Origin of the sequence: Rhizobium anhuiense (genome assembly GCF_003985145.1) — a bacterium.
Classification (GTDB): Bacteria; Pseudomonadota; Alphaproteobacteria; order Rhizobiales; family Rhizobiaceae; genus Rhizobium; species Rhizobium anhuiense.
This window is the reverse complement of sequence record NZ_ML133527.1, coordinates 240,954-259,253: the sequence shown is the minus strand read 5'-3', so window position 1 is coordinate 259,253 and position 18,300 is coordinate 240,954. Positions and strand designations below refer to the sequence as shown.

Genomic DNA, 18,300 nt, shown 5'->3' with positions numbered 1-18,300 from the left:
ACATGCCCGCAGTTATCACGCAAATCGATCGCGCCGATACCGCCGTCATTGACGGCTTGGCAAAGGCCGGTGTTGCCACGGTCCACGAGGCGCAAGGACGCATTGGATTGCTAGGCAGCCGCTTGCGGCCGATCTACGCCGGTGCCCGTATCGCCGGTTCCGCGGTCACCGTCTCCGTGCCGCCCGGAGACAATTGGATGATGCACGTTGCCATTGAACAATTGAAAGATGGCGATATCCTGGTGGTCGCCCCTACCTCACCCTGCGAGGACGGTTATTTCGGTGATCTGCTCGCCACATCGGCGATGGCCCGAGGGTGCCGCGGCCTGATCATTGATGCCGGCGTGCGCGACGTGCGCGATCTCACCGCCATGGGATTCCCGGTCTGGTCAAAGGCAATCTCTGCACAGGGAACCGTCAAGGAGACACTCGGATCTGTCAACGTGCCGATTGTCTGTGCTGGAGAATTGGTCCAGGCTGGCGATGTCATTATTGCCGACGATGACGGCGTCTGCGTCGTCCGCCGCGCTGATGCCGCAGACGTCCTCGAACAGTCGCAGGCGCGCGAAGCCAAGGAAGCCGAGAAGCGCGAACGGCTGGCAAAGGGTGAACTCGGTCTTGATATTTACGCCATGCGCGAGCGCCTGACGGACAAGGGGCTGCGTTATGTCTAAAGCCGTGCGCGCCATGTGGATGCGGGGCGGAACGTCAAAGGGCGGTTTCTTCCTTGCCGATGACCTTCCCGCCGACATCGCCAAGCGGGATACCTTCTTGCTGCGTGCCTTCGGCTCTCCCGATCCACGCCAGATCGACGGCATGGGCGGCGCCGATCCGCTGGCTTCCAAGGTCGCTGTGGTCTCCCGCTCCTCACGGGAGGGCGTGGACGTCGATTATCTGTTTCTGCAGGTCTTCGTCGATCAGGCAATCGTCAGCGATGCGCAGAACTGCGGCAACATGCTGGCCGGCGTCGGTCCGTTTGCGATCGAGCGCGGGCTGGTCGCGGCGAAGAACGGCGAGACCCCGGTCGCGATCTTCATGGTCAATACCGGCAAGATGGCCATCGCGACGGTGTCGACGCCGGGCGGTGAGGTTACCTACGAGGGCGACACGCGGATCGACGGTGTTCCGGGAACGGCGGCTCCAATCCCGCTCGCCTTTGCAGACATCGCCGGGTCGAGCTGCGGCGCTCTGCTTCCCACGGGCAACCCGGTGGACGTGATCGAAGGTGTCGAGACGACACTGATCGACAACGGCATGCCCTGTGTGATCTTGCGGGCCAGCGATGTCGGGATCACCGGCTATGAGGATCGGGCGACGCTTGATGCCAATGCCGAACTGAAAGCGCGGATCGAGGCGATCCGTCTCAAGGCCGGGCCGTTGATGAACCTGGGCGATGTCGCCGAACAATCAGTGCCCAAGATGATGCTGCTCGCCGCCCCGAGGACCGGTGGAGCGATCAGTGTCCGCTCCTTCATTCCGCATCGCTGCCATGCGTCCATCGGCGTGCTTGGCGCGGTCAGCGTCGCCACTGCCTGCCTTATAAACGGCTCGCCGGCACAGGTGTTGGCCGCGATCCCCGACGGAGAATCCAAGATGCTCGAAGTCGAGCATCCGACCGGCATGACCGGCTGCGTCATCGAGATGAACGGTCAGGGCGTGATCAAAGGAGCGGGCATGCTGCGTACTGCCCGGAAACTGTTCGACGGCACTTTGTTTGGCTGAGCAGCCGGGCAACAGGTCATTGGAAGCGTGACGTTTTTTGGGAGTGAGCAAGACGATGACGTATTCAGGAGAGACGAAAAGACCAGCAAGTCGGTTCGGCATCTTGGGCCAGCTATGGTTTCAAGTGCTGGCAGGAACCTTGATCGGCATTCTGCTTGGACACTTCGCACCCGCCGCAGCGGTGGCAATGAAACCGTTCGGCGATGCCTTCATCAAAATGATCCGCATGATGATCGGGCCGATCATCTTCGTCACCGTTGTGCATGGTATCGCCGGCATGAACGACATGAAGAGCGTCGGGCGTGTCGCGCTGAAATCCCTCATCTATTTCGAGGCGATCACGATCTTGGCGCTGATCTTCGGACTGATCGCAGTCGATCTGTGGCGTCCGGGCGAGGGCATGAACATCGACGCTGCCGCAATCGATACCGCATCGATCAAGACCTATCTTGCGACTGCGCACGACCAGTCCATTTCCGGCTATTTCCTCGACATCATCCCGGACACCTTCGCCAGTGCACTGACGGAAGGACACGTTTTGCAGGTGCTCTTTATCTCTGTCCTGTTCGGTATCGCCGTCGCCGCCATCGGAGAGCGCGGACGCCCAGTGTTCCAGGTGATCGAAAGCGCCTCGCAAGGGTTCTTCAAGATCATTGGCTATATCATGTACTTCGCGCCGCTCGGCGCCTTCGGCGCAATTGCCTTTACCGTCGGTCAGTTCGGCACCGCCTCGCTCTGGTCGCTGGGCGAGTTGATCATCGAGTTCTTCGTCGTCTGCGCATTGTTCACAACAATCGTCCTCGGCAGCGTCGCCCATTGGTGCGGTGTCAGTCTGTGGCGGCTGCTAGGCTATCTCTGGGATGAAATCGTGATCGTCGCTGCGACCACGTCGACTGAAACGGTGCTGCCGCGCCTCATCCAGAAGATGCGCAAGGCCGGCTGTGAGGAAAGCGTGGTGGGCTTCGTCATCCCGGCCGGCTATTCGTTCAATCTCGACGGCACATGCCTCTATCTGACCACCGTTGCGGTCTTTCTGGCACAGGCGACGAACACACATCTGACCTTCTGGCATGAACTCGGCCTGATCGCGGTGCTGCTGCTCACCTCGAAGGGAGCGGCGGGCATCGCCGGAGCGGCGTTCGTTGTGCTGGCGGCAACCCTGAATACCACCGGAACCATCCCGGTCGCCAGCATCGCGCTGATCCTCGGAATTCACCGCATCCTCGCCGAGGGACTGACTTTTGTTAATCTGATCGGTAATGCGCTTGCCACCGTCGTGGTCGCAAAGTGGGAAGGCCAGCTCGACGAGAAGATGCTGGCTGAGACGATTGGCAATGCACGCGTCCGCGCCGAGCAGGGTATCGTGGTGGCTTGAGCCATCAACAGGGTGATATAAGGAGACGCACGGCCGACTGCGTTTCGAGAGATCGTGAGAATTCATCCGTAGGGAACGCCCTCATGAATTTTCACGGTTTACGCGAATCTCGCGACCGGCGTTTCAAAGCTCCATTTTAAAGTGTTCGTCCATTCGACGTCGCAGCAAGCGCGGTGCAGCAAATGAGAGTCATCCGCTATTGAGGCTTTCGGCTCTCGTGTACAGCTAGCAGCACCGGAAAGAGTAGGCGTGCTGCAATTCCACAACCGCCGACGTGACAACGGAATTCGAGGAGGAACCCCTCGGCCTCAGTGCCATACCGACGGCGATCCGACTTGAAACCATAACATGCGAATGTTGAAGACGAGATTTCGAACTCCCAGCCTCCTCCCGGGGCACCTCGGCTGCCGTCGCACAGGTCTCGGCGGCAGCCACTTTTCTCGGGGGCATCGCAGTCTTGGCTTCTCCGAGACTTCAATGCTGGCGTCCGGTACCACACCTGCCGCCGACCTCGGCGCAACTGAGCGCGGTTTTTGTCATGAAGGAATGGATACTTTCGCCACTAACGAAGGCCGCCATGTCGACCCAGGGCAGGAGTTGCGCCTCTACGAAGAATAATGCCATCGATGTCGCGGAGTGGTGTTTAATCGATGCCAACCTTGAATAGCGCTGGGGGAAAATGACAGAGATGCTGATCCGATACGAAGCGCCTGATGATTTCGACGCGATCCACGATCTGACCTCGACCGCATTCAAGCCGATGCCATACAGCAACGGTACGGAAGCAGAGATCATCCGGAGACTTCGCGCGGCGGGCGATTTGACGATATCGTTGGTCGTCGAAGAGGGTGGCGAGATTCTAGGGCATGTCGCCTTTTCACCGGTGACGATTGACGGCGCGCATGGCGGTTGGTTCGGTCTCGGGCCGATATCGGTGAAGCCGGAGCGGCAACGGCAGGGCATCGGCATGGCGCTGATTACCAAGGGGCTCGAACTGCTGAACGCGATGGGTGCCAGCGGATGCGCGTTGATCGGCAATCCCGACATCTATAGCCGTGTCGGTTTCAGCAGCGATGGGCAACTGAAATATCTCGACCTCGATACGCGGCTCGTGCAGCGAATTGTTTTTCGCGGATCCCCGCCAGGCGGTACGTTGCAATTCGCCCCGGCATTTGAAGGCTAGAATAGTCCGTTCAACGGCCAAAACTCCAAAGCCAATCTGACAGAGAAGGCGATGACATGTCCGAAACGGGCGCGCTGACCATTCGAACCGAGCGTCTTAGGCTCCGCATGCCCGAGATCGACGATTTCGCCGCCTATGCGCAGCTGATGGCGTCGCCGCGATCGGTTGGAATGGGCGGGCCGTTCGGTCTGCGGGCGGCCTGGGGGATGTTCTGTCACGACGTCGCCCTGTGGCAGCTTTTCGGGCATGGAGCGCTGATGATCGAGCTTGGCGAAACCGGCGAATGCATCGGTCAGGTGGGGATCAATCACGGACCGCTCTTTCCCGAGAAGGAACTCGGCTGGTTCGTCTATGAGGAATATGAGGGCAAGGGCTATGCCACCGAAGCAGCCTCGGCGCTGCGCGACTGGGCCTTTGCGGCACTCAAGCTACTGTCGCTCGTCAGTTATATCGCTCCCGGCAATGCTGCTTCCGCTGCCGTTGCGGAGCGGCTGGGCGCGCGCCTCGATCTCACAGCACCCCGAGATGACCCTAAGGATCTGGTCTATCGTCACTTGGCGCCCTGAACGGAGAACACTGAGGCGCACTGCGACTGGTTGCCGACGTCTCAGTCCCTACATGTCGATCAGTTAGGATGTCGGGCTCCGCAAGAGATGGGGATATCGGATGACAAGCGCGAAACGGGAACACTGGGACGAGGTCTACCGCACGAAATCTGCCGACAGTGTCAGCTGGTATCAGTCGACGCCCGGGCCTTCCTTGCAGGCGCTTGACGAGCTGCAACTGCCGGTCACGGCCTCGCTGATCGATGTGGGCGGCGGCGCATCAAATCTTGTCGACCGTCTTATTGAGCGCGGCTGGTCTGATCTCACCGTTCTCGACATCGCCGCCCCGGCGCTCGAGGTCGCCAAGGTGCGGCTGCAGGATAAAGCCGCCCGGATCGCCTGGGTGGTTGCCGACGTTACGGCATGGCAACCCGACCGCCATTACGATGTGTGGCATGACCGCGCCGTCTTTCACTTCCTGAGCGAGCCCGAGCAGCGGCTGGCCTATCGACGCGCGCTCGAAACCGGGACGGCGCCGGACAGTATCGTGATCATAGCGACCTTTGCGCCGGACGGGCCCGAACGATGCAGCGGCCTGCCGGTCCAGCGTTACGACGCGGAAGCGCTTGCGACCGAATTCTCGTCCGCGTTTGCGCTTCAGCGCGAGTGGCGCGAGGAGCACGCAACACCCGCTGGTGGCCGGCAGTCGTTCCAGTGGTGCGTCTTTCGCAGGCGCTCAGGGCTCTCCGAGAAGGCGGCCGAGAGACACCCGACGACCTCTTCTACTGCTGCGAGAGGCATTCAAGGATGAAATCCGCTCGGTGGGCGACCGCGATTTTCGGCAGTATGACGACCGCATAGCCGAGTGCCGGATAGATCGCGGCAAGCCGGTCATATTCGGCGACCGCCTCATGGAAGCCGTGGCGCCGCTCGGGGTCGGTCGTGTAAATTTCCGGCCATGGCGGCGTCAGAAAAACCGTCTCGTGGTAGCGGTGTACGGCACTCAATTTTTCCAGGACCGGGTCTCCGGTCAGATGCTGAAGCGCTGCCGCCGCATCGAGCAGCCCACGGTCGAAAAACGTCCAGCCGGCCTGCTCCTGCGCCGCCGTGTGGTCGGCGATCGCCATTGCGATGGCGCGGTGGGCGAAGGCCACCATGTCGACCCATGGCAGGGCCGCACCGCCGCCTTCTAGCTCCTGCTTCACGATCCGCCGGCCGGGCTCTTCGACGACGGCATGGCCGCGAGCGGCAAGTTCCGCAAGCAGCGTCGATTTTCCGCCGCCGGAACAGCCCGAAATCAGGACCGACCTGTTCACGCTCAAGCTCCAGTCTCAGATTGCTGTATCAGGCGGCCCGGCCGGCGCGCGCCAGTCCATGATCCACCAGCCGGTCGATGATCTCGGCATAGCCGACGCCGCTTGCCGCCATCGCCTTGGAATACATGCTGATATCAGTGAAACCGGGGATGGTGTTGATTTCATTGACGAGGAACCGCATGTCATCAGTCAGGAAGAAGTCGACGCGGGCCATGCCGTCGCAGCCGACGGCCCGGAAGGCTCGGGCGGCCACGTCGCGCATGGCCGCCTCGACCTCTTGCGGCAGCTCGGCCGGGACTTTCAGCGCCGCGCCCTTCTCGTCGATATATTTGGCATCATAACTGTAGAAGCCGTGGCTTTCCGCCGGCACGATCTCTCCCGGCCGTGAGACGAAGAGTTCTCCTGCCGTATCCTCCAGCACGCTGAATTCGATCTCGCGGCCGCGCACGAATTCTTCGGCAAGCAGCGTACGATCATGACGGAAGCCTTCGGCAAGGGCGGGCGCGAATTCCTGGCTGGCATGAACCTTGGCGACGCCGACCGACGATCCTTGCCGCGCCGGCTTGATGAAGAGCGGCAGGCCGAGCTCGCCTTCGAGGGCTGCCAGCGATGGTGCTGCGCCCTCATGGATCGTCACCGCGCGCGCCACCGGCAGGCCCGCGGCTCTCAGCAGACGTTTGGCGATGTCCTTGTCGAGCGCCGCGGCGGAGCCGAGGATGCCGCAGCCGACAAGCGGAACGCGGGCCACCTCCGCTACGCCCTGGACTGAGCCGTCTTCGCCATGCGGGCCGTGCAGCACCGGAAACAGGATATCGATCCTTGCCAACTCATGCGGCGCGCCATGGGCCGGCATTGCCAGCATCCGGCCCCGTCCGCCCGGCACGAGGCAGATTTCCGTTCCTGACGAAGGTGTCGCCAGCGTGTCGCCCTCAAAACTGCTCAGCAGCCATTGTCCATCGCGGGTGATGAAGATGGGCACGGCGTCGTATTTCTCGGGCTTGAGCGCTCCCATGACATTGGTTGCCGAGAGCACGGAGACCTCGTGCTCGGCCGAGCGGCCGCCGAAGAGCACGGCAATGCGCAGCCGGTTTGGGGAAGGGGTCATGAAAGCCTCCGAAACGATCTGGTGTTGAAAAGGTCAGGCGCTGACCGAAATGCCGCGCTTGGCGAAGAAGCGATCGAAGACGGCAGGCGGCAGCGTGACATCAGCCTGGCTCGCCGCGTCGTGGCCGGACGGGTTGTGGAAGCGGATTACCTCTTGCGAGGCGGCCGTTACCAGCACCAGATGCCCGCCCTTCGACGGTGGCTCGCGTTCCGGCCAGCGGATGCCCGAGTTCACCGATGCGATGAAAAAGCGCCGCTTCGACAGAAGCTCCGGAAGGGCCGATGTCTCGACGCCGGTCACCGTCTCCGCGCCAAGCCCGAAGTGTTCGGCGACGAATCGAACGAAGGGCGCGTAGATCAGCCCCTTGATCGAGGCATCGATCTCGTCGACGACATAACCGCCGTGGCGAGTGCAGGCGCGAGCAAGCTCGAGGGTCGGGTGGATCTCGCCGCGCGCGGCAAGAATCATCTTCAGGCAGGCCATGCCGCAGACATTGACTGCCCAGCGCGCATATTCCTCGATCGTCGCGGCCCCCGATTGATGCCAGAGCGGGTCGCCGAGCAGGGCCTGTGGTCCCTCGGCAAGCACCGGCAGCGTCATGCCGGGTGTTTCCCATTGGCTGAAATAGGGCACGCCACTCTGCTGCATCCTGTCGATATCCCCGTGATTCACCTCATGAGATGGCTGGCAATCTTGGCTTTTTCGAGCCGATGCCCGCCTCCGAATCCGAGGGTAGGATGCGTTTTTCTGCAGGTCTACTTAATTAAAATAAGTATATAGATTAGAAAATATGGCTGATTGATACGATTGAAGGGAGCCGGATTTGGATTTTTTCCGATTGCGCACGCTTCGCGAGCTCTCACGCCGTGAGACGATGGCCGCGGTTGCCGATGCGCTCGGCATTTCGTCCTCGGCCGTTTCCCAGCAGATCGCCCAGTTGGAGGATGAAGTCGGAATTGCGCTGGTCGAGCGGCGTGGGCGAGGGGTGACGCTGACACCGGCCGGCCGGCGGCTGGTTGTGCATGCCGACCGGATATTCGCCGTTGTCGAGGAGGCCAAGACCGATATTGCCGAGCTGCAGAATATCGTCGCGGGGGATCTCAGGATCGCCGCTCAACCCTCGGCGGCGTCCTCCTTCATCCCGGCTGCGATGCGCCAACTGGCAAACGATCACCCGCATCTTGGCATGGTCATGACGACGATGGGACCTGCCGACGGGGTTGCAGCACTCAGATCCTGGCAGGCCGATATCGTCGTTGCCGACGACATATCCTTCGATCCCCATACCTTGCAAGGCCCGTTCGATACGCTGTTCCTGTGCCGCGATCAGCTCTTCGTGCTGCTGCCCGCCGGCCACAGGCTGGAGAGCGAGCCCGTCATCGAACTGGGACAGTTGAGGGATGAACATTGGGCGCTCGACGTCGCCTCCAGCGCCTATTCCATGGCCATCCGCCAGGCCTGCCGCGATATCGGTTTCGAGCCTGTTATCAACGGCTTCAGCGACAGCTTCGAAGTGGTCTTCGCGCTTGTCGAGGCCGGCTGTTCGATTTCGGTGATGCCTGGACTGGCGCTTCGGGATTTCGGTGGATCGCTGGTCGTGAAGCCACTGTCGCCAGCCGTCTACCGCAACATCTATGCGATCACGCGGCACGGCGAGGGGCGCAATCCGAAGATTGCAGCGGTGCTTGATGCGTTGGTGACGGCCGTCGCGTGACGCCGCGTCGCGGGGTGTCTTTCGAGGCGCCGGCCTTTGGCTTACGCGTACAAGGATGCCGAGTGTCGGACGATGCCGCGCTCCATCCGCTGCCCCCTATCTCCCGCTCTCCGGCCAGGTCGGCTGACTGATGCTCTGCAGCAGCTCCGGTTCGACGCCGTCGATGCGGGCGATGACGGCTTTGGCCATTTCGCGGCCGGCTTGGCGCACGTCTTCCTGGGCGGTGATGATCTCGGGGCGGATCCAATTGAGGATCGGCACCGATTGCTTGGAGACCATATCGAGGTCGCGGCCGAGCGCCTTGCCAGCGGCTTCAATGCCGGCATTGACGGCGATGGCTGCACTGCCGGCCGAACAGACGATGCCGTCCGGCGCATTGGCCGAGCGCATCATCACTTCGACGACGTCGCGGATGTCGGCGAGCGGGGCGTCGGTGTTGATGCGCAGCGGCACTTCCTCGGCGCCGTAATCGTGCAGGCCGGTCTGGAAGCCGATGCGGATATGGGCATAGTAGGTGAGCTTGCTCGGCGGCTGCAGCAGGGCGATGCGGCGCCGGCCGCGCTTGACGAGCTTTTGCACCGCCTGATGGGCGAAGGCCTCGTTGTCGAAATCGTGGAAAGGGTGCGTGAGACCCGCATCGGTGCGCCCATGCGTGGCAAAGGGCATGCCGCGTTCGCTTAGCAGCCTGACGCGCGGATCGTCCGGCTCGATGCGCGAGATGATGACCCCGTCGGCCGAGCCGGTATCGAGGATATAGCGCACCGGCAGCATCGGGTCCTTGCTATGGGAATGCGGCGTGATGACGATATGATAGGGCGTTCCGGACAGTACCTCGGAGATGCCGAAGACCATCTGGCTCGAGAAGCCCATGATCTCCTCGTCGATGCTGAGGACAAGGGCGATGACGTTGGTCTTGCCGGTGCGCAGGCGCACACCCGCCCTGTTCGGCTGGTAGCCCAGCTGGCGGGCGACCATGCGCACCCGCTCCTTGGTTTCCGCCCCAATGTCAGGCGCATCTTTCAGCGCGCGCGACACCGTGGTCACGCCAAGGCCGGTCATGAAGGCGATCGTCTTCAATGTCGGGCGCTCACGCGCTGCCGGCGTCGATGCCGTTTGCCCGAAATTTCCCTTGTTTTCCATCCCTTAGGCCTGCCTCGCGCGAATTGGTGTCGCTTATAGAGGCTTTTTCCAGCGCCGTAAGCCCGCCGCCTGCCAAAATCGCGCCTCCCTAAGGAATGCAATCTGTAACGATACAGTAGAAATGTCGAGTGCTTTTTCTTGTGTGCGCAGCAGCATTATAGCCATAGGTTGAATCGATGGTTTGTGGCTTGTTTTTCTGCAGTTGCGAAGGAGGTAATGCGAGAGGCGAGAATGTGTTATAAAATTTAATGTTTTCTATCAATGATATAAATCAATGACGCACATGCGAGAAAGCTTTGCTACATATCGATCCATGGAATGCATCGGTTCGGTGGAAAACAGGCAGAAGTAGCAATTTGGATGTTCGCGGAAAAATTTGCAGGCGGACAGTTGCGTGGAGAAATCGATTGATCTAAGTTTTTCCGGCAACGTTTCAGTGAGGGAGGAGAACTCATGAAAATCCGTATTATGGCAAGCCTGCTTGCCGCTTCGGTCGCGCTTCCGTTCGGCGCCGCCAACGCCACCGATCTCGAAGTCACCCATTGGTGGACTTCGGGCGGTGAATCCGCTGCCGTCGCCGAACTGGCCAAGGCATTCGACGCGACCGGCAACCACTGGGTCGACGGCGCTATCGCCGGTTCCGGCGGCACGGCCCGTCCGATCATGATCAGCCGCATCACCGGCGGCGACCCGATGGGCGCCACCCAGTTCAACCATGGCCGCCAGGCCGAGGAACTCGTTCAGGCCGGTCTGATGCGCGATCTGACCGACGTGGCGACCGCCGAGCACTGGAAGGACATCGTTCGTCCGTCGAGCCTGCTCGATTCCTGCACCATCGACGGCAAGATCTACTGCGCTCCGGTCAACATCCATTCCTGGCAGTGGTTGTGGCTTTCGAACGCCGCCTTCAAGAAGGCCGGCGTCGAAGTTCCGAAGAACTGGGACGAGTTCGTTGCCGCCGCTCCGGCGCTCGAAAAGGCCGGCATCATTCCGCTCGCCGTCGGCGGTCAGCCGTGGCAGGCGACTGGCGCCTTCGACGTGCTGATGGTTGCGGTCGCGGGCAAGGATACCTTCAACAAGGTCTTCAAGGACAAGGATGCGGAAGTTGCCGCCGGTCCTGAAATCGCCAAGGTGTTCAAGGCAGCCGACGATGCACGGCGCATGGCCAAAGGCAGCAACGTCCAGGACTGGAACCAGGCGACCAACCTCGTCATCACCGGCAAGGCCGGGGGCCAGATCATGGGTGACTGGGCGCAGGGTGAATTCGCGCTCGCCGGTCAGAAGGCCGGTACCGACTATACCTGCCTGCCGGGCCTCGGCGTGAACGAGATCATCTCGACCGGTGGCGACGCCTTCTACTTCCCGCTGCTGAAGGATGAGGAAAAGTCCAAGGCTCAGGCTGTGCTTGCCAAGACCCTGCTCGATCCCAAGACCCAGGTTGCCTTCAACCTGAAGAAGGGCTCGCTGCCGGTTCGCGGCGACGTCGATCTCGCCGCCGCCAACGACTGCATGAAGAAGGGTCTCGACATTCTGGCCAAGGGCAACGTGATCCAAGGCACCGACCAGCTGCTTTCGGCAGACAGCCAGAAGCAGAAGGAAGATCTCTTCTCCGAATTCTTCGCCAACCCATCGATGACGCCGGAAGACGCTCAGAAGCGTTTCGCCGGGATCATCGCTTCTGCTGACTGATCAGCAGATTCGCTGCCTTGCGATCCGGCTCTTGGTGAGCCGGATCGTTCCGGGCGATCGGTGATGGTCCGGTCCGCAGCGAGGTTTCTCCGGTATCTTCAGCAGGTTTCGGAGGTGGGGACGACAGGTGGCGCTTTGCTGTTCTGTCACGGGTCGCAGTCGCGATTTGAGGAGAAGTGTTCATGACGGGTCAAGCGAAAGCAGGCCGGCCAAACAAGTTACTGCGCAATCTGAATGCAAAGATTGCGTCCATCCCGATGATCCTGACAGCGCTGGTGATCTTTGTCGGCGGCACGTTCTGGACGGTGTTTTATTCCTTCACCAATTCCAAACTCCTTCCGCGGTTGAGCTTTGTCGGCATCGATCAGTACGAGCGCCTCTGGGCGGCACCCCGCTGGGTGACGGCGATCCAGAATCTGGCTGTCTATGGCATCCTCTCGCTGATCTTCAGCCTGGTCATCGGTTTCATGCTCGCCGCACTGATGGACCAGAAGATCCGTTTCGAAAACACCTTCCGCACCATCTTCCTCTATCCCTTTGCGCTGTCCTTCATCGTGACGGGCCTCGTCTGGCAATGGGTTCTGAATCCCGATTTCGGCATTCAGGCGGTGGTGCGCTCGGTCGGCTGGACGAGTTTCACCTTCAATCCGCTCTATACGCCTGAAATCGTCATCTACGGCATTCTGATCGCGGCGCTGTGGCAGGGAACGGGTCTCGTCATGTGCCTGATGCTTGCCGGCCTGCGTGGGATCGACGAGGACATCTGGAAAGCGGCGCGCGTGGACGGTATTCCGATGTGGAAGACCTATCTCTTCATCGTCATCCCGATGATGCGGCCGGTGTTCATCACGACGATCGTCATCATCGCCTCCGGCATCGTCAAGGTCTACGACCTTGTGGTCGCTCAGACGTCGGGCGGACCGGGTATTTCTTCGGAAGTGCCGGCGAAATATGTCTACGACTACATGTTCCAGGCGCAGAACCTGGGGCAGGGCTTTGCCGCCTCGACCATGATGCTCGTCACTGTCGCGATCATCATCGTTCCGTGGGCCTATCTGGAATTTGGTGGAGGGCGCAAGCGTGGCTAATATAGAAGCTCTCAACACCGTTGCTGCCGGCATCGACGCCGTTGCCCCGAAGCTTGGCGACGGCCCCAGCGGCCCGAGGCCGCGCCCGGCGCTGTCGGCGCGCAACATCATGCTCTACGGTACGCTGATCGTCGCAGCACTTTATTATCTGCTGCCGCTCTATGTGATGGTCGTGACGTCGCTGAAGGGCATGCCGGAAATCCGTCTCGGCAACATCTTCTCGCCGCCGATGGAGATCACCTTCGAGCCCTGGGTGAAGGCCTGGGCGCAGGCCTGCACCGGGCTCAACTGCGATGGCCTGTCGCGCGGCTTCTGGAATTCGGTGCGCATCACGGTGCCGTCGGTCATCATCTCGATCGCGATTGCCTCGGTGAATGGCTATGCGCTGGCCAACTGGCGCTTCCGGGGATCCGAGCTCTTCTTTTCGATCCTCATCATCGGGGCATTTATTCCCTATCAGGTGATGATCTATCCGATCGTCATTATCCTACGCGAAATCGGCATTTACGGCACGCTGAGCGGCCTCGTCATCGTGCATTCGATTTTCGGCATGCCGATTTTGACGCTGCTCTTCCGAAACTACTTCGTGTCGCTGCCGGAGGAGCTGTTCAAGGCGGCGCGCGTCGACGGGGCCGGTTTCTGGCAAATCTTCCTGAAGATCATGCTGCCGATGTCGCTGCCGATCTTCGTCGTCGCGATGATCCTGCAGGTGACCGGCATCTGGAACGACTTCCTGTTCGGCGTGGTCTTCACCCGTCCGGATACTTATCCGATGACCGTGCAGCTCAACAACATCGTCAATTCCGTCCAGGGCGTGAAGGAATACAACGTCAACATGGCGGCAACGATTCTCACGGGTCTCGTGCCGCTCATCGTCTACTTCGTGTCGGGACGGCTTTTCGTCCGCGGCATCGCCGCTGGCGCAGTGAAGGGTTGATCTCATGAATATGAATGCAAGCGTCTCCATCAAGGATCTGTCCCTGAACTTCGGTGCGGTGAGCGTGCTGAAGGATCTCAACCTCGATATCAACGACGGCGAATTCCTCGTGCTGCTCGGCTCGTCCGGCTGCGGCAAGTCGACCTTGCTGAATTGCATCGCCGGCCTGCTCGACGCCTCGGAAGGGCAGATCTTCATCAAGGGCAAGAACGTTACCTGGGAAGAGCCGAAGGATCGCGGCATCGGCATGGTGTTCCAGTCCTATGCGCTCTATCCGCAGATGACCGTCGAGAAGAACCTGTCCTTCGGTCTTCGCGTCGCCAAGGTGCCACAGGCCGAGATCGACAAGCGCGTGGCGCGCGCCTCCGAAATCCTGCAGATCCAGCCGCTTTTGAAACGCAAGCCGGCCGAGCTTTCCGGCGGCCAGCGCCAGCGCGTGGCGATCGGCCGGGCGCTGGTGCGCGATGTCGACGTCTTCCTGTTCGACGAGCCGCTGTCCAACCTCGACGCCAAGCTCCGCTCGGAGCTGCGTGTCGAGATCAAGCGCCTGCACCAGTCGCTGAAGAACACGATGATCTACGTCACCCACGACCAGATCGAGGCGCTGACGCTTGCCGATCGCATCGCCATCATGAAGAGCGGCATCATCCAGCAGCTCGACGATCCGACGACGATCTACAACAGGCCGCGCAATCTCTTCGTCGCCGGCTTCATCGGCTCGCCTTCGATGAATTTCCTGCACGGCGAGCTGGTCAAGTCAGGCGACGGCATTGCCTTTTCTGCCAACGGCGTCATTTTCTCGCTCGCGGCTTACGACGCCAACGAGACGCTGCAGCCCGGCCGCAAGGTGGTGCTCGGCGTCCGTCCCGAACACATCAAGGTCAACGAGAATGCCGGCGGCGAAGAACATGACGCCACCGTCGATATCGAGGAGCCGATGGGCGCGGACAATCTGCTGTGGCTGAAACATGCCGGTCACACGATGTCGGTACGCGTCAACGGCGCGCGCCGCTTCAATGTCGGCGCCAAGGTGAAGCTCAGTTTCGACATGACGGTCGCCTCGGTCTTCGATGCGGAAACCGAGCTGCGTCTCTAGAGAACAATGCGGGCGGGGCCGAAATGGCGCCGCCCTATCTCCAATCGGCCGTCAGGCCAGCCAAATTCGGCCGCGGTCCGGCTTGTCCGGCGATCCCCAGGAGCGGTCCGATCGGGATACTACTAATGACATCCTTGCCGAAGAACGGTTTCAACATCGACCTTTCCGGTTCGTGGCAGCTTGCCTCCGTCGATGGCGAGATCCGCACTGCGATCATTCTGCCGGGCGACGTGCACACCGCGCTCCATCGCGCAAGCCTGATCCCCGATCCCTATTTCGGCCGCAACGAGGAAAAGGTGCAATGGGTCGCCGAGCGCGAATGGGCGGTCGAGCGCAGCTTCACGCTTCAGGAGGTCGAGGGCGACTGGTATCTCGATATCGATTATCTCGACACGGTCGCCAGCGTTCACGTCAACGGCTTCCTGGCGCTTGAGGCCGACAACAGTTTCCGCCGCTACCGGCCTGATGTCTCCAGCATGCTGAAAGCAGGCGACAACAGCATCCGCATCGTCTTTGCCTCCAGCGTCGCCGTCGCTGCTGCGCGGCAGAAGCAGCAGCCCTTCTACATTCCCTACAGCACCGGCAATTCGCCGATCCCCGACGGCAACATGCTGCGCAAGCCGCAATGCCATTTCGGCTGGGACTGGAACATCGCCATTGCGCCGCTCGGCCTTTACGGCACGATCGCGCTGAAAAAGCTCGAGACCGCGCGCATCGAGCATGTGGTCACCCGTCAGACCCACAACAATGACGGCTCGGTCGATCTCAAAGTGACGGCGACGCTGTTTTCCAAGGGGCCGAGCATTGCCCAGGTCTATTTCGAACTCGACGGCGAGCGCGTGCGCCTGGATGTCGGCGTCAACGGCGAGAGCCATGTCAACCACCTCTTCCATATCGACAATCCGCGCCTCTGGTGGCCTTCCGGCAGCGGCGAGCAGGCGCTCTACAGGCTGTCGGTCGAAACGTCGACGGATGAGGTGATCAAGCAGATCGGCCTTCGCACCGTCGAACTGATCACCACGCCGGATGCATCAGGCAGTCGCTTCGCTTTCAAGGTCAACGGCCATGAGATCTTCTGCCGCGGCGCCAACTGGATCCCGGCCGACGCGCTGTTTTCGCTGTCTTCGCCTGAGAAGACCGAGGATCTGCTGCAATCGGCCAAAGCCGCCAACATGAACATGATCCGCGTCTGGGGCGGCGGCTTCTACGAGCAGGATCATTTCTATGATCTCTGCGACCGGCTGGGTCTCATGGTCTGGCAGGACTTCATGTTCGCCTGCAACCTCTATCCCTCGACCGAGGACTTCCTCGACAATGTGACGATCGAGGTCGATTACCAGGTGCGCCGGCTCTCCTCGCATCCGTCGATCGTGCTCTGGTGCGGTGATAACGAGCTGGTGGGCGCACTCACCTGGTTCGAGGAATCCCGCAAGGATCGCGACCGCTATCTCGTCTCCTACGATCGCCTCAACCGCACCATCGAGCAAGCGGTGAAGAAGGCGCTGCCCGGCGCGCTCTGGTGGCCGTCGAGCCCGGCCTCCGGCTATCTCGATTTCGGCGATGCCTGGCATGCCGACGGATCCGGCGACATGCATTACTGGTCGGTCTGGCACGAGAACAAGTCGTTCGACAATTACCGTTCGGTGCGTCCGCGCTTCTGCTCGGAATTCGGCTTCCAGTCCTATACGTCGCTGCCGGTAATCAAGACCTATGCCGAGGAGAAGGACATGAACGTCGCTTCCCCGGTGATGGAGCTGCACCAGAAGAATGCCGGCGGCAATGAGCGCATCGCCGGCACGATGTTCCGCTATTTCCGCTTCCCCAAGGATTTTCCGAACTTCGTCTATCTCTCACAGATCCAGCAGGGACTCGCCATCAAGACGGCAGTGGAATACTGGCGGTCGCTCAAACCCCATTGCATGGGCACGATCTACTGGCAGCTCAATGACACCTGGCCGGTCGCCTCCTGGTCGAGCCTCGATTATGGCGGCCGCTGGAAGGCGATGCACTATCTCGTCAAGCGCTTCTTCCAGCCTGTCGCGGTCGCCGCCATTCCTTCCGACGACGGAAAGACGATCCGCTTCTCGCTGGTCAACGACACGCTTGCCGATGTCAGCATCGACCTTTCGATCTCGCTGCTGACGATGAAGGGCGAACGGCGGCACCTCAAGGACGTGCAGGCCATGTGCTCGCCGGATGCGGCGGTGACGGCCACGAGCATCGACGTCTCCGACATTCCCGACGGAACGCTGCTGGCCTGGCATTTCACCGCGTCTAACGGCACGGGCGGCGAGGGGCACTATGTCAACGGCACCTACAAGGCGTTGGAGCTGGAGCCCGCGGGGCTTACCGTCACCCACGAATATGTCGAGGGGAATGGTTCGGTCGACATCAACGTCACCGCTGGAGGACTTGCGCTCTTCGTGATGATCGAGACCGAGACGGACGGCAAATATTCCGACAACGCCTTCGACCTTGCGGCCGGCGAGAGCCGCCGCATCACCTTTACCCCGGCACGGCCGCTTGATCGCGGCGCGCTTCCGGCGTTCCGGTTCTACGACCTGCATTCCTGCCAGTCGGCGGATTGATCTTGCAAGAATGGGCACGAGGCCCAAGGAGAACATGATGACGAAACTCAGCTATCAGCTTTATAGCGCCCGCAACTTCCAGCCCTATTCTGTGATTTTCGAAAAGCTCGGCAAGGCGGGCTATGCCGAAGTCGAAGGCTTCGGCGGCATTTACGCCGATCTCGACGATGCCGGGCTGAACAGCCTTCGCGCCGACCTCGACAAGAATGGCCTGGTCATGGCGACCGGCCATTTCAGCCCAGACTTCCTGGAGAAGGACGTTCAGAAGTCGCTGAACATTGCCAAGATCCTCGGCATGGATTCGATCTATGCGCCGCATCTGGCAGCTGACCAGCGGCCGTCAGACGCCGCCGGCTGGGTCGCCTTCGGCAAGCGCCTGCAGGAAATGAGCAAACCCTACAAGGATGCCGGTTACGAATTCGGCTGGCACAATCATGACTTCGAGTTCTTCAAGCTGCAGGACGGTTCGCGGCCCATCGAGCGCATCTTCGAAGGCGCACCCGATATTTCCTGGGAGGCCGATATCGCCTGGGTCATCCGCGGCGGTGCCGATCCCTTCGCCTGGGTCGAAAAGCTCGGACCGCGCATCACCGCCGTGCACGTCAAGGACATCGCGCCGGCGGGCGAAGCGACGGATGAGGACGGCTGGGCCGATGTCGGGCATGGCAAGGTCGAGTGGGCGAAGCTGATCACGGCGCTGCGTGCCACAAGGGCGAAACACTTCGTCGTAGAACATGACAACCCCAAGGATATCGACCGCAACATCAGCCGCTCGATTGCATCCTTTCAGACTTATTGAGGC

At 61.0% G+C, this 18,300-nt stretch carries 17 protein-coding genes; 13 read left to right on the top strand and 4 right to left on the bottom strand.

Annotated elements, in window-relative coordinates; genetic code table 11:
- Positions 1-2 precede the first annotated feature (2 nt).
- The 6 genes from EEQ99_RS19670 (at position 3) to EEQ99_RS19645 (ending at position 5,636) form a co-directional block, all read left to right on the top strand.
- Entirely contained in the window at positions 3-674 is a 672-nt protein-coding gene (locus tag EEQ99_RS19670) for a 4-carboxy-4-hydroxy-2-oxoadipate aldolase/oxaloacetate decarboxylase (protein ID WP_063475062.1), read from the top strand.
- Positions 667-1,722, top strand: a complete 1,056-nt coding sequence (locus EEQ99_RS19665) for a 4-oxalomesaconate tautomerase (protein ID WP_127430948.1) — start codon at positions 667-669, stop codon at positions 1,720-1,722. The genes EEQ99_RS19670 and EEQ99_RS19665 overlap by 8 nt, the downstream gene beginning before the upstream one ends.
- A gap of 55 nt (positions 1,723-1,777) precedes the next feature.
- Positions 1,778-3,097 (top strand): C4-dicarboxylate transporter DctA, encoded by a 1,320-nt coding sequence (gene dctA / locus EEQ99_RS19660; RefSeq protein WP_063475206.1) that lies wholly within the window; start codon positions 1,778-1,780, stop codon positions 3,095-3,097.
- A gap of 688 nt (positions 3,098-3,785) precedes the next feature.
- Positions 3,786-4,280: a GNAT family N-acetyltransferase gene (locus EEQ99_RS19655; protein ID WP_063475060.1), complete on the top strand. Its 495-nt coding sequence runs from the start codon at positions 3,786-3,788 to the stop codon at positions 4,278-4,280.
- 56 nt (positions 4,281-4,336) lie between these two features.
- Positions 4,337-4,846 carry a GNAT family N-acetyltransferase gene (locus tag EEQ99_RS19650; protein WP_047610252.1) on the top strand — a complete coding sequence of 170 codons (510 nt, stop codon included), beginning with the start codon at positions 4,337-4,339 and terminating at the stop codon, positions 4,844-4,846.
- 100 nt (positions 4,847-4,946) lie between these two features.
- Positions 4,947-5,636 carry a class I SAM-dependent methyltransferase gene (locus EEQ99_RS19645; protein WP_373289103.1) on the top strand — a complete coding sequence of 230 codons (690 nt, stop codon included), beginning with the start codon at positions 4,947-4,949 and terminating at the stop codon, positions 5,634-5,636.
- On the opposite strand, the gene EEQ99_RS19640 is transcribed toward EEQ99_RS19645, so the two are convergent.
- Genes EEQ99_RS19640 through EEQ99_RS19630 form a run of 3 tightly spaced genes read right to left on the bottom strand, consistent with a single transcriptional unit; the run spans position 5,608 to position 7,894 of the window.
- Positions 5,608-6,141 carry an AAA family ATPase gene (locus tag EEQ99_RS19640; protein ID WP_127430947.1) on the bottom strand — a complete coding sequence of 178 codons (534 nt, stop codon included), beginning with the start codon at positions 6,139-6,141 and terminating at the stop codon, positions 5,608-5,610. The genes EEQ99_RS19645 and EEQ99_RS19640 overlap by 29 nt on opposite strands.
- A 28-nt stretch (positions 6,142-6,169) precedes the next feature.
- Positions 6,170-7,246, bottom strand: coding sequence for a D-alanine--D-alanine ligase family protein (locus EEQ99_RS19635; RefSeq protein ID WP_097543701.1), 1,077 nt, complete (start codon positions 7,244-7,246; stop codon positions 6,170-6,172).
- 33 nt (positions 7,247-7,279) lie between these two features.
- Positions 7,280-7,894: a C39 family peptidase gene (locus EEQ99_RS19630; RefSeq protein ID WP_063475056.1), complete on the bottom strand. Its 615-nt coding sequence runs from the start codon at positions 7,892-7,894 to the stop codon at positions 7,280-7,282.
- 175 nt (positions 7,895-8,069) lie between these two features.
- On the opposite strand from EEQ99_RS19630, the gene EEQ99_RS19625 reads away from it, so the two are divergent.
- Complete coding sequence (locus tag EEQ99_RS19625) at positions 8,070-8,960, top strand: LysR family transcriptional regulator (protein WP_127430946.1); 891 nt, start codon at positions 8,070-8,072, stop codon at positions 8,958-8,960.
- A gap of 96 nt (positions 8,961-9,056) precedes the next feature.
- On the opposite strand, the gene EEQ99_RS19620 is transcribed toward EEQ99_RS19625, so the two are convergent.
- Positions 9,057-10,100: a LacI family transcriptional regulator gene (locus EEQ99_RS19620; protein WP_127430945.1), complete on the bottom strand. Its 1,044-nt coding sequence runs from the start codon at positions 10,098-10,100 to the stop codon at positions 9,057-9,059.
- A 453-nt stretch (positions 10,101-10,553) separates the two neighbouring features.
- Here EEQ99_RS19620 and EEQ99_RS19615 point away from each other — a divergent pair, with 453 nt between their 5' ends.
- The 6 genes from EEQ99_RS19615 to EEQ99_RS19590 all read left to right on the top strand — a co-directional run bounded on the left by EEQ99_RS19615 (position 10,554) and on the right by EEQ99_RS19590 (position 18,297).
- On the top strand, positions 10,554-11,789 hold the full coding sequence (locus EEQ99_RS19615) for an ABC transporter substrate-binding protein (protein ID WP_063475053.1): 1,236 nt from the start codon (positions 10,554-10,556) through the stop codon (positions 11,787-11,789).
- Between the two features lie 182 nt (positions 11,790-11,971).
- Entirely contained in the window at positions 11,972-12,877 is a 906-nt protein-coding gene (locus tag EEQ99_RS19610) for a carbohydrate ABC transporter permease (RefSeq protein ID WP_097543698.1), read from the top strand.
- Positions 12,870-13,814, top strand: a complete 945-nt coding sequence (locus EEQ99_RS19605; RefSeq protein ID WP_047611637.1) for a carbohydrate ABC transporter permease — start codon at positions 12,870-12,872, stop codon at positions 13,812-13,814. Before EEQ99_RS19610 ends, EEQ99_RS19605 begins: the two co-directional genes overlap by 8 nt.
- A 4-nt stretch (positions 13,815-13,818) precedes the next feature.
- On the top strand, positions 13,819-14,910 hold the full coding sequence (locus tag EEQ99_RS19600; RefSeq protein ID WP_174824474.1) for an ABC transporter ATP-binding protein: 1,092 nt from the start codon (positions 13,819-13,821) through the stop codon (positions 14,908-14,910).
- A 125-nt stretch (positions 14,911-15,035) separates the two neighbouring features.
- Entirely contained in the window at positions 15,036-17,498 is a 2,463-nt protein-coding gene (locus EEQ99_RS19595) for a beta-mannosidase (protein WP_063475052.1), read from the top strand.
- A 37-nt stretch (positions 17,499-17,535) separates the two neighbouring features.
- Positions 17,536-18,297 carry a sugar phosphate isomerase/epimerase family protein gene (locus EEQ99_RS19590; protein WP_063475051.1) on the top strand — a complete coding sequence of 254 codons (762 nt, stop codon included), beginning with the start codon at positions 17,536-17,538 and terminating at the stop codon, positions 18,295-18,297.
- Positions 18,298-18,300 lie beyond the last annotated feature (3 nt).